Annotated in this window: 22 protein-coding genes and 5 tRNA genes; 17 read left to right on the top strand and 10 right to left on the bottom strand. The window is 26.1% G+C overall.

Going from position 1 to position 25,129, the window contains the following annotated elements:
- The first annotated feature begins 3 nt into the window (after positions 1–3).
- Positions 4–78: transfer RNA gene (locus CKSOR_RS00680), tRNA-Arg, on the top strand.
- A 16-nt stretch (positions 79–94) separates the two neighbouring features.
- Here CKSOR_RS00680 and CKSOR_RS00675 read toward each other — a convergent pair.
- From CKSOR_RS00675 to fba, 5 genes are read right to left on the bottom strand one after another with little or no spacing between them, the layout of a single operon-like run.
- Positions 95–1,102 (bottom strand): L-threonylcarbamoyladenylate synthase, encoded by a 1,008-nt coding sequence (locus tag CKSOR_RS00675; RefSeq protein ID WP_108673693.1) that lies wholly within the window; start codon positions 1,100–1,102, stop codon positions 95–97.
- Positions 1,103–1,116: 14 nt separating this feature from the next.
- Entirely contained in the window at positions 1,117–2,292 is a 1,176-nt protein-coding gene (locus tag CKSOR_RS00670) for a 5-(carboxyamino)imidazole ribonucleotide synthase (RefSeq protein ID WP_108673692.1), read from the bottom strand.
- Positions 2,293–2,295: 3 nt separating this feature from the next.
- Entirely contained in the window at positions 2,296–2,799 is a 504-nt protein-coding gene (purE, locus tag CKSOR_RS00665; protein WP_108673691.1) for a 5-(carboxyamino)imidazole ribonucleotide mutase, read from the bottom strand.
- Positions 2,800–2,815: 16 nt separating this feature from the next.
- Complete coding sequence (locus CKSOR_RS00660) at positions 2,816–3,697, bottom strand: phosphoribosylaminoimidazolesuccinocarboxamide synthase (protein WP_108673690.1); 882 nt, start codon at positions 3,695–3,697, stop codon at positions 2,816–2,818.
- Between the two features lie 19 nt (positions 3,698–3,716).
- The gene (gene fba, locus CKSOR_RS00655) at positions 3,717–4,781 is read right to left on the bottom strand and encodes a class II fructose-bisphosphate aldolase (RefSeq protein WP_108673689.1); all 1,065 of its coding nucleotides are present in this window, start codon (positions 4,779–4,781) and stop codon (positions 3,717–3,719) included.
- Positions 4,782–5,062: 281 nt separating this feature from the next.
- Between fba and CKSOR_RS00650 the strand changes: the two genes are divergently transcribed.
- On the top strand, positions 5,063–6,535 hold the full coding sequence (locus CKSOR_RS00650) for an inorganic phosphate transporter (protein WP_108673688.1): 1,473 nt from the start codon (positions 5,063–5,065) through the stop codon (positions 6,533–6,535).
- A gap of 4 nt (positions 6,536–6,539) precedes the next feature.
- Here the strand turns inward: CKSOR_RS00650 and CKSOR_RS00645 are convergent, their stop codons facing one another.
- Genes CKSOR_RS00645 through tkt form a run of 3 tightly spaced genes read right to left on the bottom strand, consistent with a single transcriptional unit; the run spans position 6,540 to position 10,827 of the window.
- Positions 6,540–7,730: a phosphoglycerate kinase gene (locus CKSOR_RS00645; RefSeq protein ID WP_108673687.1), complete on the bottom strand. Its 1,191-nt coding sequence runs from the start codon at positions 7,728–7,730 to the stop codon at positions 6,540–6,542.
- Positions 7,731–7,771: 41 nt separating this feature from the next.
- Entirely contained in the window at positions 7,772–8,785 is a 1,014-nt protein-coding gene (gene gap, locus CKSOR_RS00640; RefSeq protein WP_108673686.1) for a type I glyceraldehyde-3-phosphate dehydrogenase, read from the bottom strand.
- Between the two features lie 17 nt (positions 8,786–8,802).
- Positions 8,803–10,827, bottom strand: coding sequence for a transketolase (gene tkt / locus CKSOR_RS00635; protein WP_108673685.1), 2,025 nt, complete (start codon positions 10,825–10,827; stop codon positions 8,803–8,805).
- A 144-nt stretch (positions 10,828–10,971) separates the two neighbouring features.
- Here tkt and CKSOR_RS00630 point away from each other — a divergent pair, with 144 nt between their 5' ends.
- The 13 genes from CKSOR_RS00630 (at position 10,972) to CKSOR_RS00570 (ending at position 22,058) form a co-directional block, all read left to right on the top strand.
- Positions 10,972–11,712: a 16S rRNA (uracil(1498)-N(3))-methyltransferase gene (locus tag CKSOR_RS00630; protein WP_108673684.1), complete on the top strand. Its 741-nt coding sequence runs from the start codon at positions 10,972–10,974 to the stop codon at positions 11,710–11,712.
- 26 nt (positions 11,713–11,738) lie between these two features.
- Positions 11,739–13,271, top strand: a complete 1,533-nt coding sequence (locus tag CKSOR_RS00625) for a UbiD family decarboxylase (protein WP_108673683.1) — start codon at positions 11,739–11,741, stop codon at positions 13,269–13,271.
- A gap of 121 nt (positions 13,272–13,392) precedes the next feature.
- Positions 13,393–14,460 (top strand): tRNA preQ1(34) S-adenosylmethionine ribosyltransferase-isomerase QueA, encoded by a 1,068-nt coding sequence (gene queA, locus CKSOR_RS00620; RefSeq protein WP_108673682.1) that lies wholly within the window; start codon positions 13,393–13,395, stop codon positions 14,458–14,460.
- Positions 14,448–15,590 carry a tRNA guanosine(34) transglycosylase Tgt gene (gene tgt / locus CKSOR_RS00615; protein WP_108673681.1) on the top strand — a complete coding sequence of 381 codons (1,143 nt, stop codon included), beginning with the start codon at positions 14,448–14,450 and terminating at the stop codon, positions 15,588–15,590. The genes queA and tgt overlap by 13 nt, the downstream gene beginning before the upstream one ends.
- A gap of 65 nt (positions 15,591–15,655) precedes the next feature.
- The gene (gene yajC, locus CKSOR_RS00610; protein ID WP_108673680.1) at positions 15,656–15,991 is read left to right on the top strand and encodes a preprotein translocase subunit YajC; all 336 of its coding nucleotides are present in this window, start codon (positions 15,656–15,658) and stop codon (positions 15,989–15,991) included.
- A 17-nt stretch (positions 15,992–16,008) separates the two neighbouring features.
- Positions 16,009–17,892 carry a protein translocase subunit SecD gene (gene secD / locus CKSOR_RS00605; protein ID WP_108673679.1) on the top strand — a complete coding sequence of 628 codons (1,884 nt, stop codon included), beginning with the start codon at positions 16,009–16,011 and terminating at the stop codon, positions 17,890–17,892.
- Between the two features lie 22 nt (positions 17,893–17,914).
- Positions 17,915–18,823, top strand: a complete 909-nt coding sequence (gene secF / locus CKSOR_RS00600) for a protein translocase subunit SecF (RefSeq protein ID WP_108673678.1) — start codon at positions 17,915–17,917, stop codon at positions 18,821–18,823.
- Positions 18,824–18,856: 33 nt separating this feature from the next.
- Positions 18,857–20,242: a tRNA (N6-isopentenyl adenosine(37)-C2)-methylthiotransferase MiaB gene (miaB, locus tag CKSOR_RS00595; protein ID WP_108673677.1), complete on the top strand. Its 1,386-nt coding sequence runs from the start codon at positions 18,857–18,859 to the stop codon at positions 20,240–20,242.
- Positions 20,243–21,220, top strand: a complete 978-nt coding sequence (locus CKSOR_RS00590) for a PhoH family protein (protein WP_108673676.1) — start codon at positions 20,243–20,245, stop codon at positions 21,218–21,220.
- Positions 21,221–21,682, top strand: coding sequence for an rRNA maturation RNase YbeY (gene ybeY / locus CKSOR_RS00585; RefSeq protein ID WP_108673675.1), 462 nt, complete (start codon positions 21,221–21,223; stop codon positions 21,680–21,682). It begins immediately after the preceding gene.
- A 108-nt stretch (positions 21,683–21,790) separates the two neighbouring features.
- Positions 21,791–21,866: transfer RNA gene (locus CKSOR_RS00580), tRNA-Ala, on the top strand.
- A gap of 15 nt (positions 21,867–21,881) precedes the next feature.
- Positions 21,882–21,957: transfer RNA gene (locus CKSOR_RS00575), tRNA-Glu, on the top strand.
- A gap of 24 nt (positions 21,958–21,981) precedes the next feature.
- Positions 21,982–22,058 (top strand) — tRNA-Asp (locus CKSOR_RS00570).
- Between the two features lie 201 nt (positions 22,059–22,259).
- Here the strand turns inward: CKSOR_RS00570 and CKSOR_RS00565 are convergent.
- A tRNA-Lys gene (locus CKSOR_RS00565) sits at positions 22,260–22,335 on the bottom strand.
- A gap of 192 nt (positions 22,336–22,527) precedes the next feature.
- Between CKSOR_RS00565 and CKSOR_RS00560 the strand changes: the two genes are divergently transcribed.
- Positions 22,528–22,902, top strand: a complete 375-nt coding sequence (locus tag CKSOR_RS00560; protein ID WP_108673674.1) for an acyl-CoA thioesterase — start codon at positions 22,528–22,530, stop codon at positions 22,900–22,902.
- Positions 22,903–22,917: 15 nt separating this feature from the next.
- Positions 22,918–24,330 carry a magnesium transporter gene (mgtE, locus tag CKSOR_RS00555; RefSeq protein WP_108673673.1) on the top strand — a complete coding sequence of 471 codons (1,413 nt, stop codon included), beginning with the start codon at positions 22,918–22,920 and terminating at the stop codon, positions 24,328–24,330.
- A 3-nt stretch (positions 24,331–24,333) separates the two neighbouring features.
- Here the strand turns inward: mgtE and rsmA are convergent, their stop codons facing one another.
- Positions 24,334–25,116, bottom strand: a complete 783-nt coding sequence (gene rsmA / locus CKSOR_RS00550; protein ID WP_108673672.1) for a 16S rRNA (adenine(1518)-N(6)/adenine(1519)-N(6))-dimethyltransferase RsmA — start codon at positions 25,114–25,116, stop codon at positions 24,334–24,336.
- Positions 25,117–25,129: the final 13 nt, after the last annotated feature.

Genomic DNA, 25,129 nt, shown 5'->3' with positions numbered 1-25,129 from the left:
TTGCTCACCGTAGTTAAATGGATATAACAGATTCCTCCTAAGAATCAATCAGTGGTTCGATTCCACTCGGTGAGACCATAAATAAAATTTAAATTTATGATGCTGCTCTATTAATTCGATCATTAATTGCTTCCCAATAAATATCTTTAGGAGGTTCTTCAATGATAATTAAATCATATTTTATAGAATCTATATAGCGTAATTGAGAATAAATTTTTTTTGCAAATTCATTAGGATTATTAGATATTTTATAAAGTGTAAGGCTGGAGTTAGAATTATAATGTAAATTTGAAAAATGAATAATAGCTATATTTTTATTATGAATATCATTATTATGCATATCTTTTAATAAATAGTATGGCAAGATTTTTAATTTCGTTCTAGGAGCATAATGAGATTTCATCATTCCTGAATATTTAACATTATTTTTATTATTTCTACTAATATTACAATTTAAGATATTAGATATCTGTTCTATAGTAATATACCCTGGTCGTAATAATACTGGAATACGTTCACCATATTCATTCAAATTAGATAAATCTAATACTGTAGATTCAATGCCAATAGAAGAATCACCACCATTTAATAATAATATATTAGAATCTTTATTTAAATTAAATTCTTCTATTACATGACTTGAATGTGTAGGAGAAATCCTACCAAATTTATTTGCTGATGGAGCTACTACACCACCATAACCTTTATTCATTTTAATAAAAGATTTTAATAAAGCATGTGCTATTGGATGAGACGGGCATCTTAATCCAATATTAGATTGACCAGCACTAATAATATTATTAATATATTTAGATTTTTTTAAAATTAAAGTCAAAGGTCCTGGCCAAAAATTTTCAATTAAAACATCAGCTTCTTTAGGTAAAGATTCTATCCAATAATATATATCTTCCTTTTTAGATATATGTACAATCATAGGATGATTTAGCGGTCTTTCTTTAATTTTGTATAAATTTATAACTGATTCTTCTTTTTGAGCATTTGCTCCTAAACCATATACTGTTTCTGTAGGAAAAGCAACAAGCCCACCTTCTAATAGATATCTTGCTGCATGATCAATTTGCTTATTAGAGAAAATTTTCATGGGTCTAATAACTATCAAAGTAATTTTTTTAATTTTAATATAGATGCAATATCTTTAGATTTTTTATATACATAATCAAAATCACTATAACTAATATTTATATGTCCCATTTTTCTGTTTTTTTTAATTTCTTTTTTATCATATAAATGTAATTTTACACCTGGTTCTGACATGATAGAAAACCAATCAGGTTCAATTAATTTATTAGATTCACCAGAATACCATATATCTCCAAGAATATTTAACATAATTGTAGGATATAATAATCTATTATATCCTAAAGGCATACCTGACATAATTCTAACTTGCTGCTCAAATTGACTACTTATACAACTATCTATAGAATAATGACCACTATTATGAGGTCTAGGAGCAATTTCATTGACAATAATATCACCATTTTTTGATACAAAAAATTCTACACATAATACACCATAATAATTTAATTCATTAGATATAGCTATTGCTATATCTTTAGCAGATTTTTTTATTCTTTCATTAAGATTTTTTTCATCTACGATAGAAGCAAATAAAATTCCATTATCATGAATATTAATTGGTATTGGAAAAATTTGTATATTAGAATCAATATCTCGAGCAAGTATTACAGATATCTCATAATCTAAATTTATTTCTTTCTCAAAAATACAAGGAATATTAATAAATTTTTCATATATATTTATTAATTCAAGTTTATTTTTAATTTTTACTTGACCTTTACCATCATAACCAAATTTAGATGTCTTTAATATCCCAGGAAATAATTTATCATCAATTCTAATAACATCTTCTTTTGAATTAATAATTACATATGGAACTGTTTTAAAATTATGTAAATTTAAAAAATTTTTTTCTAAAATTCTATCTTGTGATATAGAAACAGCATTTTCTCCTGGGCTAACAAAAGAATATTTAGATAAATATTTTAAGCTATTAGAAGGAATATTTTCAAACTCTATAGTAATAGATTTACATAAATCAGCAAACTTTTTTAATGATATCAAATCATCATAATTAGCATGTATATGTAAATTAGCTATATCTATTGCTGGGCCATTTTCTGCAGGATCAAAAACAGCTACTTTATATCCTATAGATTGTGCTGCTTGGCAAAACATTCTTCCAAGTTGTCCTCCTCCTAAGATGCCTAGCCAATCACCTGGTTTTATTTTTTTATCAAGATTACTCATATATTACAATTGGACCTTCATATTACGTGCAATTTCACTTTGCTCGTTTCGAAAATTTAATAATTCATTTCTGATTTTTTCATTATTCATAGAAAAAAATGCTATTACATGTAAAGCAGCATTATAAGCACCAGATTCTCCAATTGCAAATGTTGCCACAGGTATACCTTTAGGCATTTGCACTATAGATAATAAAGAATCTTGACCATTTAAATATTTTGATGGTATTGGAACACCAAATACAGGCACATCTGTCATTGATGCTATCATACCAGGTAGATGAGCTGCACCGCCTGCACCTGCAATAATAGCACGAAGTCCTCTATTATATGCTTTATGACTATAATCAAACATATCATCAGGCATTCTATGAGCAGATAATACTTCTGCTTTAAATGGTATAGAAAATTTTTCTAATATTATAGTAGCATGTTTCATGATTTCCCAATCACTTGAAGAACCCATTACTACTCCAACTATAGGATTATGTACTTTATCATTAGACATATAATTATGTTCACCATTAATTTGTTATCATAGATAATAATGCATTATAATTTGAAGAAGTTTTTTTAATTAACCATTCAGGTAATTTAGGTGGTGGAACTTCTTTATTCCAACCTGAATTTTCAAGCCAATCTCTAATATCTTGCTTATCAAAAGATAAAGGATTTATTCCAACTTTATATGCGCTTTTTAACCAAAATCTAGATGAATCAGGTGTTAAAACTTCATCCATAAGACAAATATTACCACTTTCATCAAAACCAAACTCAAATTTTGTATCCGCTATTATAATACCTTTATTTATAGCAAAATCATATGCTGATTCATATAAATTTAAGGAGATTTTTTTAATATAATTTGCAGTATCTTCACCAACAATTTTTATAAAATGATCAAAATCAATATTTTGATCATGATATCCTACTTCTGCTTTAATAGCTGGAGTAAAAATAGGTTGTGACAATTTATCAGCTAATTTTAAATCATTTGGCAATTTAATACCGCAAATTGATTTATTTAAATTATATTCTTTCCATCCAGATCCAATTATATATCCACGAACTACAGCTTCTATCATAATAGGTCTTAATTTTTTTACGACAACTGCTCTATCAATAACTTGCTCTACTTCATTAAGTGAAACTACTTCTTCGGGAAGAATATTTGTAGAATGATTTTTTACAATATTTGATAATTTTTTTAGCCAAAAATCAGTAATTTTTTTTAATACTACACCTTTGCCTGGAATAGGTTCGCTTAAGATAATATCAAAAGCTGATATCCTATCTGATGTAATTATTAGCAATTTATCATTTTCTACTAAATATATATCACGAACTTTACCTTTAGATAATAAAGGTAAAGATTTTATATCAGATTCATATAGTATATTTTGCATAAAACACCATAAAAATTATTCATATGATTTTTTGAATTAATATTCCATTTTTATAATTTTCTGCCATTTTATTTAAGCTAATTGGTTTAATTTTACTAGCATTACCAGCAGTTCCAAACTCTACATAACGCGATTTACAAATTTCTTTAGCTGATTTAATAGCAGTTTTTAAATATTCTCGTGGATCAAATTTATCAGGATGATTAACAAAAAATTCTCTTATTGATGCTGTCATAGATAATCTAATATCGGTATCTATATTTACTTTTCTAACTCCGTACTTAATAGCTTCCTGGATTTCTTCTACAGGTACTCCATAGGTTTCTTTAATATTACCACCAAATTCACGTATTTTAGATAAAATTTCTTGAGGAACACTAGAGCTTCCATGCATTACTAAATGAGTATTAGGTAATCTTTCATGAATTTCTTTAATTCTTTGAATAGATAAAATATCCCCTGTAGGTTTACGCGTAAATTTATAAGCTCCATGACTAGTACCTATTGCTATTGCAAGAGCATCTAATTTAGTAGCTTTTACAAAATCGACGGCTTGATTTGGATCAGTTAATAACTGATTTAATTCAAGCTTTCCATCTGCTCCATGGCCATCTTCTTTATCTCCTTGCATAGTTTCTAAAGATCCTAAACAACCTAATTCTCCTTCTACTGTAATACCTAAAGGGTGTGCAATATCTACTACTTGTTTAGTAACATCCACATTGTAATCATAACTTGAGATAGTTTTACCATCACTCATTAAAGATCCATCCATCATCACACTAGAAAATCCTAAATTAATCGCACTCATACAAACTTCCAATGATTGACCATGATCTTGATGCATAACGATAGGAATATTTGGGTAAGACTCTATGGCAGCCTTTATTAAATATTTCAAAAATAGTTCACCTGCATATTTGCGTGCACCAGCTGAAGCTTGCATAATAACTGGACTATCAGTTTCTTTAGCTGCCTCCATAATTGCAATTACTTGCTCTAAATTATTTACATTAAAAGCAGGAATGGCATAATTATACTCTGCTGCATGGTCAAGTAGTTGTCGCATAGAAACTAAAGGCATGAAAACTCCATAAGAAAAATATCAATTGAAAATTTATTTTTATTATAATACTTTATATTATTATAAATATGATATATATTAAATATATTAATTATTTAAATATATCTAAACAATTAAACCACAAATTATATTAATTTTATCAATGAAATGAATATAATATTCATAAATAATATATTTCAAATATATATTAAATAAATTACAATTTCATATATTAATGATATAGTAACTTCTTTAATAAACAATAATTAGTTTTAAACAATAAAAATTAATCTACAATTCAAATGTTTGATATATTTGCTAGCTTAGATCTCCATACAAAAATAAGTCTTATATTAGCACTAACTTTTATACTTACTTATGAATTTATAAACGGTTTTCATGATACCGCAAATGCTGTAGCTACTGTAGTATATACAAAAGCTATGCCTCCCAATCTTGCTGTCATGTTATCAGGAATTTTTAATTTTCTTGGGGTATTACTTGGAGGAGTGGGAGTTGCATATACAATAATACATATATTGCCAGTAGAATTAGTAGTAAGTGTAAATGGCCCTAGTGGATTAATGATGATTTTTTCAATGCTATTAGCCGCTATTACATGGAATTTAGGTACTTGGTATTTAGGTATACCAACTTCAAGTTCACATACTTTAATAGGATCTATTATAGGTGTTAGTATTGCTAATTCTTATGTAGCTAAAATTCCTATAAAAGATGGTTTTAATTGGGAAATAGTAACAGATATAGGATTATCTCTTATAGCATCACCTATAATAGGATTTGTATTAGCAGGTAGTATTTTTTTATGTTTAAAAAAATTAAACCCTTTATCTAAAATTCATAATACCCCTAAACAAAGGAAATTAACTACTTCTAAGAAAAGACCTCCATTTTGGAACCGTTTAGTACTAGTAATATCAGCTATGGGAGTTAGTTTTGTTCATGGTTCAAATGATGGACAAAAGGGCATTGGATTAATTATGTTAACGCTTATTTGTATTGTCCCATCTAAATTTGTTTTAAATTTAGATAGTACATCTTATCAAATAGGTAGAACTTGTAATGCTGTAGTGCATATGAAAGAATTTTGTTTAAAAAATAAAAATTTTCTTGAAATAGAAAACAAATTAAATACTGATTTCAACAAAAAAAATAAAAAAATATTTAAATACGATAGTATTTCCATATTTAACAGACTTAATATAGTTGAAGATACCCTAAAAAATGTTATTAAATATGATGTATTACCTGTAAAGAAGAGAATTGAAATTAGAAAACATTTATTATATTTAGATGACACTGTTAGAAATATTATCAAAATTAAAAATTTACCTCTTCAGGAAAGAATGGATTTAGAAAAATTAAGATCCGACTTAACTATAACAACTGAATATGCTCCTTTATGGGTAATAATTTCAGTCGCATTATCTATAGGGCTTGGCACAATGGTAGGATGGCGTCGAGTTGCTTCAACAATTGGAGAAAAAATAGGAAAAGAAGGGATGACATATGCTCAAGGTGCAGCAGCTCAAGCTACAACAGTTGGAGCTATAGGATTAGCAAATATTATGAGTTTGCCTGTATCTACAACACATGTTTTATCTTCTGGTATAGCTGGTACAATGGTTGCTAACAAAAAAGGCTTACAAATGAAAACAATAAGACACATTTTGTTAGCATGGATTATTACTTTACCAGCTGCAATAACTTTATCATATACAATATTCTGGTTATTAATTACAAAAATAATATAAAAAATTATAGCAATTTTTTCTTCAAAATTTGAATAGCTGGTAACTCTTTACCTTCCAAATATTCTAAGAAAGCCCCACCACCAGTTGAAATATAACCTATTTTATCTTGAATATTATACTTATTAATAGCAGCTAATGTATCACCACCACCTGCAATAGAAAATGCTTCTGTATTTGCAATAGATCTTGCAATTGATTCAGTACCTTTAGAAAATTGTTCATATTCAAAGACTCCTAGTGGACCATTCCAGATAATTGTGCCAGCATTTTCAATTATATTAGATAATATTAGTATAGATGCAGGACCTAGATCCAAAATCATATCATCATCCCCTATATCTGCAATATTTTTATTATATGATATAGAATTTTGATTACAATTATTAGAACAAATTACATCAATAGGAATTGGTATATCAGCACCTCTCAATTTCATTATTTCAATAATATCTAAAGCAGATTTTGATAAATTTTTTTCTATTAACGACTTACCTGTAGGTAAATTTAAAGAATACATAAATGTATTTAAAATACCTCCACCAACTATCATTTTATCGACTTTCTTAGATAAATTTTTTAAAATAGATAATTTTGTAGAAACTTTAGATCCTCCAACTATAGCTACTAGAGGTTTTTTAGGATTATTAAATATCATATCTAATGAATCCAATTCTTTACATAATAAAGGTCCAGCACAAGCTAAATTTACAAAATTTGCAATACCATAAGTAGTTGCTTCTTTTCTATGAGCTGTACCAAAAGCATCATTAACATAAATATCACATAAAGATGCTATACAACGTGAAAGAATTTCATCATTCTTTTTTTCACCTATATTAAATCTACAATTTTCTAATAAAACAACTTGACCTGAATTTACCGAAACTCCGTTTATCCAATTTTTTATAAGAGGTACTTCCATACCAATTAATTTGGATAATCTCTGTGATATGTTATATAACGAATATTTTTCATCATATATGCCTTCTGTTGGTCTTCCTAAATGAGAAGTAACCATTACTGCTGCTCCATGATCTAAAAGCATTTTAATACAAGGAATTGAAGCACGTATGCGAGTATCATCAGAGATTGAACCATCTTCATTAATTGGTACATTCATATCAGATCTAACAAATACTTTTTTATTTGATATATCTAATGATTTAATAATATTAGATAACTTATTTATTGACATAAATTTCCTATAAAAAATTATTTTTAAATTTATTTGATGTATTATTTAGCTAGCATCATAGCAACAGTTGTATCTAACATTCTATTAGAAAATCCCCATTCATTATCATACCATGCATAAACTTTTACAAGTTTACCTGAAACTTTAGTTAAAGAAGAATCAAATATGCTAGAAGAAGAATTATGATTATGATCTGAAGATACCAATAATTCTGAACTATATTCTAATATTCCCTTGAATTCATTATGAGCTGCTTCTTTTATAAAATTATTTATCTCTTCAGTATTACTATAATTTTTTGATATAAAAGATAAATCAACTAAAGAAACATTAATAGTGGGGACTCTAATAGATATACCATCTAATTTACCACTTAATTCTGGCAAAATAAGCCCCACAGCAGCAGCGGCTCCTGTTTTTGTAGGTATCATATTCATAGTTGCAGATCTGGCTCTCCTTATGTCTTTATGTGAAACATCTGTTAATACCTGATCATTTGTATAAGAATGTATTGTAGTCATAAGACCATTTTCTATACCAATTTTATCATTAAGAATTTTTACAATTGGAGCAAGACAATTAGTAGTACATGAAGCATTTGATACTATTTTATGCGCTGATTTGAGAGTATTATGATTTACACCAAACACTATTGTTGCATCTACATCATTACCACCTGGTGCAGATATTAAAACTTTTCTTGCACCACTTTTAATATGCACCATTGCTTTTTCTTTGGAAGTAAATGCTCCTGTACACTCTAAAACTACATCTACTTTTAGATCTCCCCAAGGTATATTTTCTGGGTTACGATCTGAAAACATTGTAATTCTATCTCCATTAATAATTAAAGTATTTTTTTCGATCTGGATATCACAATTAAATTTTCCATGAACACTGTCAAATTTAGTTAAATGAGCCGTTGTGTTGAGATTATTAGATAAGTCATTGATAGCGACTATATCAATATTATGTTTTTTATTTGACTCATAAAGAGCACGCAAAATATTTCTTCCTATACGACCATATCCATTTATTGCTACACGGATGTTCATAAATATACTCCTATTATTTATATAATATTTTTAATAGATTTAATAATATTATCAACAGTAATATTAAAAAATTTAAATAAAACATCAGCTGGAGCAGATTCACCATAACTATCTATACCAATAACAACTCCATTTGAACCTACATATTTATGCCAAAAAGCACTTGTTCCAGCTTCTATTGCTAATTTAGGTAACTCTTTAGGTAATACTAATTCTTTCCAATTATTATCTTGTTGATCAAAAACATCTGTACTAGGCATAGATATTACTTTTACATTAATACCTTCTTGCATAAGTTTTAATTGTGCTTCCATCGCAAGATGTACTTCAGACCCAGTAGCAATAATAATTGCTACTGGATTATCAACATCTTTTAAAATATATCCACCTCGATAAATAGATTTTATTGTATTTTTATCTCTTTCAAAAAAAGGTAAATTTTGTCTTGATAATAAAATTGCTGTTGGACCACTATTATTAACATTATCTAAGCTATTTCTTTGAATAGCGTAAATCCAAGCAATAGCAGTTTCTAAAGTATCACAAGGGCGCCATACAGATAAATTAGGAATGAGACGTAAACTAGAAACATGTTCTATAGATTGATGTGTAGGTCCATCTTCTCCTAATCCAATAGAATCATGAGTAAAAATATGGATAATTTTTTGTCTCATTAGAGCTGACATTCTAATAGCATTTCTAGAATAATCTGAAAAAGTTAAAAATGTTCCACCAAAAGGTATATATCCACCATGCAAAGCAATTCCATTCATGATAGCAGCCATACCAAATTCTCTAACTCCATAATTTATATGTCTACCAAATTTTACTATTCCATGTTGTCCAGATCTTACTGGTTTTACATCTTTCCAATCTGTTAAATTAGAACTAGTTAAATCAGCTGAACCACCTAATAATTCTGGTATAAATTTAGAAAATTCTTGTATTACATTTTGTGAAGCTTTTCTAGTTGCTATTATTTCTTTTTTTTCTACAATAGAATCAATAATAGAAGCAATTTTTGCATCAAAATTATCTACAAATTTTCCAGACATTCGACGTATAAATTCTGCAGCTAATTCAGGATATTTTTTTTGATAAGTATCAAATTTAGATTGCCAAGATTTTTGCAAATTTAGACCTTTTTGTCTAACATCACATTGCTTATATAAATATTCAGGAATTACAAACTCTTCTTCTTTCCATCCTATATTTTTTTTTGTAGCAGTAATTTCTAAAGATCCTAATGGAGATCCATGTACTTTGTTAGTACCAGACATATTAGGGGATCCTTTTCCAATAACAGTATTACAAATTATAATAGTAGGTTTTTCAATTTGTTTTTTAGCTTGCAAAATTGCAGAATTTATCTGTTCTATGTTATGACCATCTACATTATTGATGACATTCCATCCATAAGATTCAAATCGTAGTGCAGTATTATCATTAAACCAATTTTTTATATCACCATCGATTGAAATATTATTACTATCATATAAAACAATAAGTTTTGATAATTTTAAAGTACCAGCTAAAGAACAAACTTCATGAGATATACCTTCCATTAAACATCCATCACCTACTAAAACGTAAGTGTAATGATTCACTATATCATAATTTGGTTTATTAAATTCAGATGATAATAATGATTCTGCAAGTGCCATACCTACTGCATTTGCTAATCCTTGTCCTAGAGGTCCAGTAGTAGTTTCAATACCTGGTGTAATATTAACTTCAGGATGTCCAGGAGTTTTCGAATGTAATTGTCTAAAATTCTTTAAATCATCTAATGATAAATCATATCCAGTTAAATGTAATATGGAATATATTAGCATGGAAGCATGTCCATTAGACAAAATAACACGATCGCGATTAATCCATTTAGGATCTGTAGGATTATGATTTAAATTATTTATCCATAATGCTTCTGCTATTTCAGCCATACCCATAGGAGCTCCTGGATGACCAGATTTAGCTTTTTGTACTGCATCCATAGATAATGCTCTAATAGCATCAGCAGGTGTAGATTCTTTTTCTAACATAATAAAATTCCTTATTTATATTGATATATTTATTATTAATAATAAAAAATATATCAATAATTTATTCTATAATATTCAATACAAATATTATTCGAATTTATAAATTCATTAACAATAAATAACATAAATATTTTTTAATTATATATGTCAATACCAAGATTTTTTTATCAAAATACTATTAACAATGATTCAAATATTTTATTACCAAAAAATATTATTCTACATTCTATACAAGCTTTAAGAATGAAAAATGGAGATCCATGTATATTATTTAATGGAAATGGTATTGATTACTATTGCATTATAAAAATAATAAACAATAAAATATATGCAACTGTTAAAAATTTTTATCAAAATAAATCTGAACTTCCAGGAAAAATAATACTGGTACAAGCAATTACTGTTAAAAATAAAATGGATTTGATTGTAGAAAAAGCAACAGAACTAGGAGTTAATAAAATAATTCCACTCAATAGTAATAGAATTATTAAAAAATTTAATTCAGAAAAATCTACAAAATATGTTAATCATTGGAAAAATATTGCTATATCTGCTAGCGAACAATGTGGCAGGAATCAAATTATGAATATAGAATATCCAATAAGTTTTCATGAGTTTATTAAAAAAGAAAACTATGATTTATTGATAATTTGTGAACCATGCTCAAATAATAAAATGAAAGATATACTATATAAATATAAGAATACAAATAATATCAATATAGCAATTATTATAGGACCTGAAGGTGGATGGACTGAATCAGAAAAATTAATAGCTAAAACTCATAATATTTTAGATGTAAATATTGGACCAAGAATACTAAGAACAGAAACTGCTGGGATAGTAGCAATCACATCAATTCTTACTATATTAAATTGGTTTTAATGTTATATATATATAGGAGATCATAATTGAAATACAAAAGTCTTAGAGATTTAATTGATAAATTAGAAAAAAAAAATGAACTAAAAATTATTGATCAAAAAATTTCTTCATATTTAGAATTAACAGAAATTTCTAGTAGAGTTTTAGAAAAACAAGGTCCTGCACTTTTATTTAAAAATGTAATACATAATGGTATTAATTCTAATATACCAGTATTAACTAATTTATTTGGTACATTGGATCGTATTATTTTATCTATGGGATTAAAGAATTTAGAATCTTTGAAAAATATGGGTGAACTTTTAGCATATTTAAAAAATCCTGAAAAAATTACAAATTTTAAAAATAATTTTTCAAAAATTGCATTATTAAAAAATGCCTTATGGGATATGCACCCTACATTAATAAAAAATGCTCCATGTCAAGAAATAATTTTTGAAGGTAAAGATGTAGATTTATATAAGATTCCAATACAAACTTGTTGGCCTGAAGATATTGGTCCCCTAATATCTTGGGGGTTAACTGTGACTAAAGGACCGAATAAGAAAAGAAATAATATAGGTATATATAGACAACAGTTATTATCTCATAACAAATTAATTATGAGATGGTTGAATCATAGAGGAGGTGCTTTAGATTTTAGAGATCATATAATTGCACATCCAGAAAAACCATTCCCTATTGTTGTTGCTATAGGTGCAGATCCAGCAACTATAATTAGTGCAGTAACTCCTATTCCAGATAGTATATCAGAATATCAATTTGCTGGATTATTAAGAGGATCAAAAACCGAACTAGTAAAAGCAATAGATAAAAACATAGAATTGTTAATACCTGCTACATCAGAAATAGTACTGGAAGGATATATTTTACCTAAATCTGATATAAGAGCTAATATTTATAAAAATGCTCCAAATGTTAGTTATGAGATTGCTTTAGAAGGTCCTTTTGGAGATCATACTGGATATTATAATGAACAAGAATGGTTTCCAGTATTTACAGTTGAAAAAATTACAACTAGAAAAAATCCTATTTATATGTCTACATATACAGGTAAACCACCAGATGAACCTGCTATTTTAGGAATAGCACTTAATGAATTATTTATTCCTTTATTACGTATGCAAATACCTGAAATTGTTGACTTTTATCTTCCTCCAGAAGGTTGTAGTTATAGACTTGCTATAGCATCTATTAAAAAACAATATATAGGACAGGGTACAAAAGTTATGTTAGGAATTTGGAGTTCATTAAGACAATTTATGTATACAAAATTTATCATTATAGTAGATGATGATATAAATATAAAAAATTGGCAAGAAGTAATATGGGCAATATCTACTCGTTCAGATCCTGCAAGAGATGTAACTACAATTGTAAATACTCCTATTGATTACTTAGATTTTGCTTCACCAATATCAGGTATTGGAAGTAAAATGGGAATAGATGCAACTAATAAATGGCCAGGAGAAACCAATAGAAAATGGGGTGAAAAAATTTATATGAGTGAATTTATAAAAAATAAAATAGACTCTATATGGGATACATTAGGTCTATAATATATAAAATTTTATTATCAAAAATCTTAATAATTTATATTATTAACAAAAAAATATTTTGTATGAAATGTATTATTTTCATACGAAAACACTTATTACATAAAATTTAATAAAAAAATAAATGATAAAAAATAATGAACAATTTGAAACTAATGATTTTGATTATAATTTACCAAATGAATTAATTGCTCAAATACCTATTAAAAATCGCGAAAATAGTAGATTACTATATATTGATAAATATAGTAAATTTCATGATTTATCTTTTTCTAACATCATTAATTTAGTTAGTAAAAATGATTTGATTGTTTTTAACAATACTAAAGTTATCAATGCTAGATTTTTCGGAAAAAAAAATTCTGGTGGCAAGATAGAAATATTAATTGAAAAAATTATTTCAAATAATATAGGATTGGCTTATATAAAAAGTAATAAAGCAGTTAAGTTGAATTCTGTAATAAATTTAGATGATAATGTTCAGTTATTTATTAATAAAAGAATTGATGATTTATTTGAAATACAATTTCCATATAATATTTATGAAATAATCGAAAAATATGGTCAACTTCCATTACCACCATATATAAAAAAAATACCAGATGAAATTGACCAAATAAGATATCAAACTATATTTGCACAAAAATTAGGTTCAGTAGCAGCACCAACTGCTGGTCTTCATTTTACAAAAAATATTATTGATCAATTAAAATATAAAGGAGTACAGATTGCATTTCTAACACTACATATTGGTTCAGGAACTTTTAAACCAGTTAAAACAAAAAATATAAATGATCATGTAATGCATTCTGAATTTTTTAATATTCCATATGAAACTATATTAAAGATAATAAATACAATTAATACAAATGGGAAAATCATAGCAGTAGGTACAACAACATTACGTGCATTAGAAGCATCAGCAAATCAAATTAAAAATTTTAATTTACAAAAATTTTCTAATATCGTAGATAATACTAATATATTTATTAAACCTGGCTATAAATTTCAAATCATTAATACTTTGATTACAAATTTTCATTTGCCAAAATCAACATTAATTATGCTCGTATCTGCTTTAGCAGGAAAAAAAAATATAGACTTAGCATATGCACATGCTATATCTATGAAATATCAATTTTTTAGCTATGGAGATGCAATGTTTATAGAATCACCTTTATGTCTAATATAAATTTTCAGATTCTTGCTAAAAATAATAAAGCAAGATTAGGATCTATTTTGTTTAAAAAATATAACAAAATAGTAGATACTCCTGTATTTATGCCAGTAGGAACATATGGTTGTGTAAAAACCATATTACCAAATGAATTAGAAAGTATAGGCACTCAAATTATTTTAAGTAATACTTTTCATCTTTGGTTAAGACCTGGTATAGATATTGTTAACAAGCACAATGGTTTACATAATTTCATGAAATGGGATAAACCTATTCTTACTGATTCAGGAGGGTTTCAAGTTTTTAGTTTAAATAATGCAAATAAAATTTCAGAGGAAGGAGTATCATTTTCTTCACCTATAGATGGTCGTAAACTATTTTTAACTCCAGAAAAATCTATGCAGATTCAATATTATTTAGATTCCAATATTGTAATGGTATTTGATGAATGTACTCCATATAAAAAAAATAATAAAATTATCAGTATAGATGATGCTCGTAGATCAATGAATTTATCAATGAGATGGGCTCAAAGATCTAAATTAGAATTTAATCGTATAGAAAATAAAAATAATATATTTGGTATAGTACAAGGAGGTATGTATGAATCATTAAGAGAAGAATCAATAGAAAAGCTTATTAATATAGGATTTGATGGTTATGCAATAGGTGGACTATCAGTTGGGGAACCTAAAGATGATATGAAAAGATTATTAGAATTTATTCCTGATAAATTACCATCTAATTTGCCACGTTATTTAATGGGAGTAGGAACTCCGGAAGATATTATTTATGCAATTTCAAATGGTATTGATATGTTTGATTGTGTTATGCCTACAAGAAATGCAAGAAATGGTTTATTATTTACTAGTTATGGGAATTTGAAAATCAGAAATTCTAGATATCGTGATGATTTGAAACCTATTGATGATAGCTGTCAGTGTTATACTTGTAAAATTTTCACAAGATCATATTTACATCACTTACAAAAAACAAATGAAATTGTTGGGTCTAGATTAAATACTATACATAATTTATTTTTTTATATTAATATGATGAAAGAAATACGTGCATCTATAAAAAATAATAAATTTACTGAATGGAGTAAAAATTTTATAACAAAAAGAAGCATAGGTATACAATAAAAAAACATTGTTAAATAATTTTTAATTCAAAATATTCAAAAATTACAATATTCACAGGAGTATATATGTCTATAATAAACATAGTTGCAGAAATAAATCAAATTACAGAATCTAATATCATTAGTAACTTTGCACCCATCATCTTAATGTTTATTTTTTTATATTTTATCATGATACGTCCTCAGATCAAAAAACAAAAAGAACATAAAAGTTTAATTTCCTCTATAGAAATAGATGATGAAATAGTAACTATTGGAGGAATAATAGGAAAAGTTCGAGATATTAAAAATCAATATTTCATTGTTGAAATATCTCATAATTTAGATGGAAAATATAATATTGTTTTACAAAAAGATGCAATAGTTTCTATGTTACCAAAAAATACAATGAAACAAATTTGAATTGAAGAATAAATAAAATGAACCGTTATCCTACATGGAAATACATACTGGTACTGCTTTCAATAATTATAAGCACACTATATGTATTACCTACATTTTGTAAATTAAAACCTTCAATACAAATTACATCGAATAATTCTAATTTACAGTTTAATAATTTCATTGCAAAAAATACTTGTGAAATTCTGAAAAAAAATAATATAAATGTAGATAATTATTTTATTTATAATAAAAAAAATTCATTTATTATAAATTCATCTATTACATTTTGTTTTGAAAATGAAGATGATAGGAATAATTCTAAATCTATTATAGAAAATGAGTTATCTAAAATTAGTTATAAAAATTGTAATATTTCATTTATTAATGCTCCATCTTTGCCTAAATACATGAATTTTTTATATAAAATAGGTGCTAAACCAATTTCTCTTGGATTAGATTTAAAAGGTGGTGTGCATTTTTTATTAGAAATGGATTTTAAACCAATTATAGAAAATAGTTTAATATCTATTTCTAATGAAATAAAAAAAATCTTTCAAGAAAAAAATATTAATTTTAAATCTATAGAAGTAATGAATTTAAATTTGATTATTACTTTAAATAATTTAAATGATTATAAAAATATAAATACAATATTATCTAATATAGGATTAGAATCTGAAATTCTAAAAAATACTAACAATATTTGTTTAAAAATAAAATTTAATGATAACTTTTTTAAAAAAATCAAAAATGATGCTATTAAACAAAATATAGATATTATACATAAAAGAGTCAATGAATTAGGTGTATCAGAACCAATTATTCAACAACAAAATTTAAATAGAATCATTGTACAATTACCAGGTATACATGATATTGTAAAAGCAAAAGAAATTTTAGGCAGAATCGCTGCTTTAGAAATTAGAATGGTAGAAGATGATATAACTGCTTGTGAATTAGCTAAAAATGGTTTCATACCTGTAGGTTCGAAAATGTATAATTTTCCAGATAATTCATTTATTTTAGTAAAAAATAATATTTTATTAACTGGAAAAAATATAAAAAATGCATTTGCTAGTTATGATAAATCTAATGCATTACCAATTGTTCATATAGTATTAGATGATATTGGCACTAAAATATTTAAAAATATTACTAGAGAAAATCTTGGTAAACGTTTAGCAATTATATTAGTTGATGAAAAAACGGAAGAATTAATAACGGCTCCGGTTATTAAAAGCGAAATAAGTGAAGGACAAGTCCAAATTTCTGGTTCAATGAATTCACAAGAAGCTTATGATATGGCTTTATTGTTAAGATCTGGATCATTATCTACTCCAATGAATATAATAGAAGAAAAAAATGTTGGCCCTACTTTAGGAGAAGGAAATATACAAAAAGGATGTTTATCTACTATATTTGGATTTTCTTCAATTATAATATTTATAGTAATTTATTATAGATTATTTGGATTTTTTTCTGCTATTGGATTAACTGTTAATTTATTACTTATGTTATCAGTATTATCAATATTACAAGCTACACTGACTCTTCCAGGTATTTCTGCATTAGCTTTAAATCTTGGTATGGCTATAGATTCTAATGTATTAATTAATGAAAGAATTAGGGAAGAATTAAGAAGTGGTTCGATTCCAGAAGAAGCAATTAGCAAAGGTTTTGCATTAGCTTGGAATACGATATTAGATTCAAATTTAACAGCTTTGATTATAGGTATGGCCTTACTATCTTTTACTTCAGGGCCAATACGTGGTTTTGCTGTTGTGCATTGTTTAGGCGTACTAACTTCCATGTTTTCATCAGTAATTGTAGTAAGAGCATTAGTAAATATTTGGTATGGTTATAGAAAAAATTTATCTAATATTTCTATTGGTACCATATGGTATAAAAATAAAAAATAATTAAGATAAAAAGAGAAATTATATGGAATTGTTTAAAATTAAAAAAACTATACCTTTTATGAAGCATGCTTTATTACTTAATTTAATAAGTTTATTCACATTTTTATTTTCTATGTTTTGTATATATACATATGGTATGAATTTTTCTATAGAATTTACTGGAGGAAAAATTATAGCTTTACATTATGATAAAGAATTTAATGTAGAAAATATAAGGCAAACTTTAGATGATATAGGTTGTCATGGTTGTCAAGTACAAAATTTTGGATCTAATCAAGATGTTATAATAAAAATACCTATTTATGAAAAAAACAATATAGATATAAATTATATATCAGATAATTTATTGTCTGATGTAGATTATAAAGCTAAAATTAACTATATAGAATCTATAGGTCCACAAATTGGTGAGGAATTATTTACAAATGGCATTATAGCTATGATATTTGTTATATTAGGTATAATTACTTATTTAGGATTTAGATTTGAGTGGAAATTTGCTATTGCATGTGTTATAGCAAATTTACATGATGTAATCATCATACTAGGTTTTTTTGCTTTTATGCAATGGGATTTTTCTTTATCAGTGTTGACTGGTATTTTAGCTGTATTAGGTTATTCTGTAAATGAATCTGTAATTATAATGGATAGGATTAGAGAAAATTTTTGCAAATATAATCATGATAATCTTTATAATATTATTAATAAATCTATTACCCAAACAATTTCTCGTACTATTATTACTCATGGTTCAACACAAATGATGATTATATCAATACTTGTGTTTGGAGGACCTAGTTTACATTATTTCGCTATAGCAATTACTATAGGAATATGGTTTGGTATATATTCTTCAGTATTTATTTCATCTAGTTTAGCCATGTGGATGAAAGTAAATAAATATGATATATTGAAAAAATACAATAAATAACAACTTGATCCATTATCTAAATAATTGTCTAATATGAAACAATCAATTATAAAAATACATAGAAATTTAGATATTAAAAATAATTTTAGTGATATTAAGATAACAAAAAAATTATTCATACGTACTTTTGGATGTCAAATGAATGAATATGATTCTGAGAAAATTATAGATATCTTAAATCAAAAATATAATTTATTTGAAGTAAAAAGTCCTGACGAAGCAGATATAATAATTTTTAACACATGTTCTATAAGAGAAAAAGCACAAGAAAAAGTATTTTCTGATTTAGGACGTATAAAACCTTTAAAACAAAAAAATCCAGAATTAATTTTATGTGTAGGTGGATGTGTAGCTAGTCAAGAAGGTAATTTTATACTAGAGAGAGCACCTTTTGTTGATATAATATTTGGGCCACAGACAATTCATAGAATTTATGACTTAATACAAAAAAAATTACAAGAAAATTTACCTCAAATTGATATAAGTTTTCCAGAAATAGAAAAATTTGATTCTTTACCTATACCCCATAGAAATAAATCTTCAGCATTTGTTTCTATAATGGAAGGTTGTAATAAATATTGTAGTTATTGTATAGTTCCTTATACTAGAGGTATAGAAATATATAGACCATTAAAAGATATAATATTTGAAATTAAGAAATTATCTGATATAGGTGTAAAAGATATTACACTATTAGGTCAAAATGTTAATGCTTATAAGACTAATATTGATAATAAAATTATAGATTTTGCTTCTTTACTTGAATATGTTCATGAAATTAATGGCATAGAAAGAATTCGATTTATGACATCTCATCCAAAAGAAATGACGAATAAAATGCTAGATGTTTATAAAAATTTATATAAATTAGTTTCATTTTTGCATTTACCAGTACAATCTGGTAGTGATAAGATACTTTCTTCTATGAAGCGAGGCTATACAGTAGCAGAATTTAGATATGTAATAGATCAGTTACGTAAAGCAAGACCATCATTAGCATTATCTACTGATTTTATAGTTGGATTTCCTGGAGAAAGTGAAGAAGATTTTGAAAACACTATACAATTAGCTCAAGAAATAAAATTTTCATCTGCATTTTCTTTTATTTATTCGGCAAGGCCAGGAACACCTGCTTCTACTTTTCCAGATAATGTTACTTACCATGAAAAACAATCTAGATTATTTAAATTGCAAGAAGTCATTAATATTCATAGTCAAGAATTTGCAAAATCTTTAATAGGTACTAAACAACGAGTATTAGCTGAAAATGTATCTACTCGTGATGAAAAGCAAATTTTTGGTAGAACAGAATATAATAAAATTGTTAATTTTACTGCACCAAAATCTATTATAGGAACCATGGTAGATGTAATTATAACAAATGTAAATACAAATACCCTAAATGCTAGATTAATATAAATGACAGATGAAAATAATGTTTTTATAAAAAATAAATTATTGATAAATATTAATAAAGATAATAATATTTTATCTAATTTGTATGGTCCATTAGATAAAAATTTAAAACAAATTGAAAATTTAGTTAATGTAAAAATAACAAAAATCAATAATAAAATTACTATAGAAGGTAATCTTAATGATATATTTATTACACAAAATTTGTTTAAATTATTAATTAAAGAAGCTATCTATAAAAGTATTACTAATGAAGATATCAAATTAACTTTTTTAGAATTAAATAAAAATAATTCAATTGCATTTTATGATTCGAAAAAAGATGATACATGTAATAGTTTAGAAATAAAAAATGTTAAACCACGTACAAAAAATCAGCATGATTATATTAAACATATTTTAAGTAAGGATATTATTTTTGGTATTGGACCAGCTGGTACAGGAAAAACATTATTAGCAGTTGCAAGTGCTATACATTTATTAAATAAGCAAATTATTAAGCGTATTATATTTACTAGGCCAGTGGTAGAGGCAGGAGAAAATTTGGGATTTTTACCTGGTGATTTAACCCAAAAACTCGATCCATATTTACGTCCTATATATGATTTTTTATACAATATAATTGGACATGAAAAAACAAATAAATTATTTGATAAAAAAATTTTAGAGATAGCTCCACTTGCATACATGAGAGGTAGAACTTTAGATAATGCCTGTATTATTTTAGATGAAGCACAAAATACTACAAATGAACAATTAAAAATGTTTATAACACGTATAGGTTTTGGAAGTAAAATGATCATTAATGGAGATCCATCTCAAATTGATTTAATGAAACATCAAGAAAGCGGACTTATTAAAGCAGTTAATATACTAAAAAATATTGATCAAATTGGTATTATTTTATTTAATAATTTTGATATCGTAAGACATGAAATTATAGATAAAATAATTTCTGCCTATAAAAGAGAAAAAAATTAAATGAAAATCAATATTTCTATACAATATTCATGTAAAAAAATACCAATAAAAAAAATAAATATTAAAAATATTATATTAATTGCTATCAAATTTTTAAAAAAAAATAAATTGATTAATCCAATAAAAGCATTAGAAATTCTCGTAAAAATTACTAATGCAGATGAAATTACTTACTTAAATAAAAAATATCGCAATATTAATAAAGCAACTAATGTTCTAACATTTGAGTATGGCATAGAAAATCAAATATTAAGAAGTGATATTATATTGTGTTTATCAATTTTAAATCAAGAAGCAGAATTTCAAAATAAAAATATAATAGATCATATGACTCATATCATTATACATGGTTTACTACACTCTTTAGGATATGATCATATTAATGATCAAGATGCAGAAATAATGGAAAAAATAGAAATTGATATATTAAATATATTGAATATCAATAATCCTTATTTTTAAATATTTAAAAATAAATTATAATTCCTACTTGCACTAAATGTAAAATTTGTGCATAATAAACAAAGTGTGAATTTAAATGTATGCTAGTAAAAATAATTATCTCCAAATGGGGGTATAGCTCAGCTGGGAGAGCGCTTGCATGGCATGCAAGAGGTCAGCGGTTCGATCCCGCTTACCTCCACCATCTTTTTTTGTATATGTCCCCTTCGTCTAGAGGCCTAGGACACCACCCTTTCACGGTGGGTACAGGGGTTCGAATCCCCTAGGGGACGCCATTAATTTTATTGGCTTAAAAAATTGGAGCGGTAGTTCAGTTGGTTAGAATACCGGCCTGTCACGCCGGGGGTCGCGGGTTCGAGTCCCGTCCGCTCCGCCAATTTTGTTAACAATTTTACCAATTCAGTATACTTTATTTCTTTTAATTAAAACAATTACTTAATTTTAAGCATGTTGATTTTTTGTTTGATAGTTAATTGTTTAAAATTATCATATTAATCAGAATTATACTATTTTTTGATAGAAAAATTGATATATATTGACAATATAAATACTTGCGTAGATATTTATATTTTGGTATTGGTGGGGTGTGCGGGATTCGAACCCACGACCAATTGATTAAAAGTCAACTGCTCTACCAACTGAGCTAACACCCCTGAATAGATTAAGGTTATTGTAACATATTTATATGAAAATTATTCAAAAAAATTAATAAAATAATAAAATATTTTATATGCTTATAAAATAATATAATATCCTACTTTTTAAATTATGTTCACTTTAGTTTATTATTTCAACTATAATATATTTATTTTATATATAAATATTTAACTAAGAGCTCAATAATAATGTGTGATGGTAACCCAATTATAAAAATTATGCCTATGCCTGCAGACTCTAATCTTAATGGCAAAGTATTTGGTGGATGGATTATGTCTCAAATAGATATTGCTGGATCAATATTAGCAAGAGAAAGAGCACAAGGTAAGGTTGCTACTGTAGCAGTAAATCATATTCATTTTAAATATCCTATGTTGATTGGAGATTTAATTAGCATTTATGCAAATATAATAAAAACTGGCAATACGTCTATTACTATAAAAATAGAAGTATTTTCTAATAGAAGTAATGGTCTCAATAATTTAAAAACTGTTGATGCTATTTTAACATACGTAGCTATTGATGATAATAACAATAGTAGAATTTTACCTAATTTATCATAAAGTCTTATATTTCAAATGTCTAATAATAGAACCAATACTAATTTAACTAAATTAAAATTAGATCCTGAAGATATTCAACGTACATTAATAGATATTCAAAAATATCTTAATTGTTTGGATAACCTTGATACTAATAATGAATCTTATTTAAATGATTTAAAATCTTTAATAAATAGTTTACATTCATCCAATATAGCTTTTATCTTAGAATCTTTACAAAAAGATCAAAGAGATAAATTATGGAAAATGGTATCTACTGTTAACAGATCTGGTGTATTGCTTGAAATAGACAATTGGACTAGAGAATCATTAATAGAAACTCTAAGTTTTGAAGATTTGATAGAAATCACTAGTATTTTAGATACAGATGAACTTGCATATCTAGCTGATGATTTACCGCTAGATGTGATTGTTGAAGCACAAAAAAAATTAAATCCTGAAGAAAGATTTCAATTTTTAAGAGCTATGGGATATCCAGAAGATAGTGTAGGTGCTATTATGGACTTTGAAATGATTAAAGTGCGTGAAGATATTACATTAGAAGTGGTATTACGTTATCTGAGAAGATTACAAGAATTACCTGATCATACTGACCAAATTTTTGTAGTAGATAGACAAGAAAAATTACAAGGTACATTATCATTGGCTAAAATTTTAGTTAGTGAATTAGATGTTGAAGTAAAGGATGTTATGGATTCTGATTTTTTAACTCTTAATCCATTAGATTCTGATTCAGATGCAGCTAGTGCTTTTGAAAGATATGATTTAGTATCTGCACCAGTAATGGATGACAAGGGTAGATTAATAGGAAGAGTAACTGTAGCAGATGTAGTAGACATTATACAAGAAGACTCACAGGAGCAAGATTTATCTAGAGCAGGTTTACAAGAAGAAGATATATTTGCCCCAATTTTAACTGCTATTCAAAATAGAGCTCCATGGTTATTATTTAATCTTTGTACTGCAACAATAGCTTCTTTATTAGCTGCTCGTTTTGAAACTACAGTTAGTAGAATAGTAATTCTTGCTTTTTTAATGCCTATTGTTGCTGGTATAGGAGGAAATTCTGGTAATCAAACTATGACCATGATTATTAGAGCATTAGCTGTTGGTAGAATTACTGAAGATAATATCTGGCAATTAGTAAAAAAGGAACTAAAAGTCACTTTTTTAGTTGGTATTTTAGGTGGAGCACTATCAGCATTATTTGCTTGGATTATTTCAAATTCAATACAAATAACTATAGTAACTGTTATAGCTATGATCTGTAATATGCTTGTTGGTGCAGTAATTGGTGTTTTAGTACCTATGTTAAGAGCTCATTTTGGTAAAGATCCAGCTATAGGATCTTCAGTAATTTTAACATTTATAACAGATTCTTTTGGTTTTTTTATATTTTTAAGTCTTGCTACTTTTCTTTTATTATAAAAATTAAAAATTTTTTAATGTTATCGCATTAGATAATTTTATAAAATCTTCTACACTAAGATTCTCTGCTCTATCAGTAGGTTTAATACCAATTTCTTCCCATGGAATAATTTTAGACCATAATCCAATGGAATGTCGTAGCATTTTTCTTTTTTGTAAAAAAGCTTTTTTTATAACATCTTCAAACATATTATAATCAATAATCTTATTCTTATTTTTTGATAGAGGCACCATTCTAATAAAAGAAGAAGTAACTTTAGGTTTAGGATTAAAACTATTTGGTGATATATCAAATAGCTTTGTAATACGATAATGTAATTGTAAAATTACAGATAAACGTCCATAATTTGAATTATTATTTAAAGAAGTAATTCTATCAGCTACTTCTTTTTGTAACATAAAATGTTGATCAATAACTTGATCTGAATATTTTATTAATTTTAGTAATAATTTGCTAGTAATATTATAAGGTAAATTACCTATCAATCTTAATTTAGATCCAAATTTTGTAAAATCTAACTCTAGAACATTCTTTTCTAATATACAAAAATTACCATAATTTTTATATTTATTTTGAAGAAAATATACAAGATCTTTGTCTATTTCAATAGCAATTAATTTATCTAATGTTTGAATCAATGGATCAGTAATAGCAGATAAGCCAGGACCTATTTCGATTACTTTGTCATCTTTTTTATGATTAAAATTATTGATGATATCATTAATAATAATATCATCTATTAAAAAATTTTGACCAAATTTTTTTTTTGCTTTATATAAATCCATAATTATTTATGTG

The sequence above is a fragment of the Candidatus Kinetoplastibacterium sorsogonicusi genome (assembly GCF_003072465.1).
GTDB lineage: Bacteria > Pseudomonadota > Gammaproteobacteria > Burkholderiales > Burkholderiaceae_B > Kinetoplastidibacterium > Kinetoplastidibacterium kentomonadis.
Note: the sequence above shows the minus strand (reverse complement) of the source record. Positions and strands in the feature narration are given on the sequence as shown.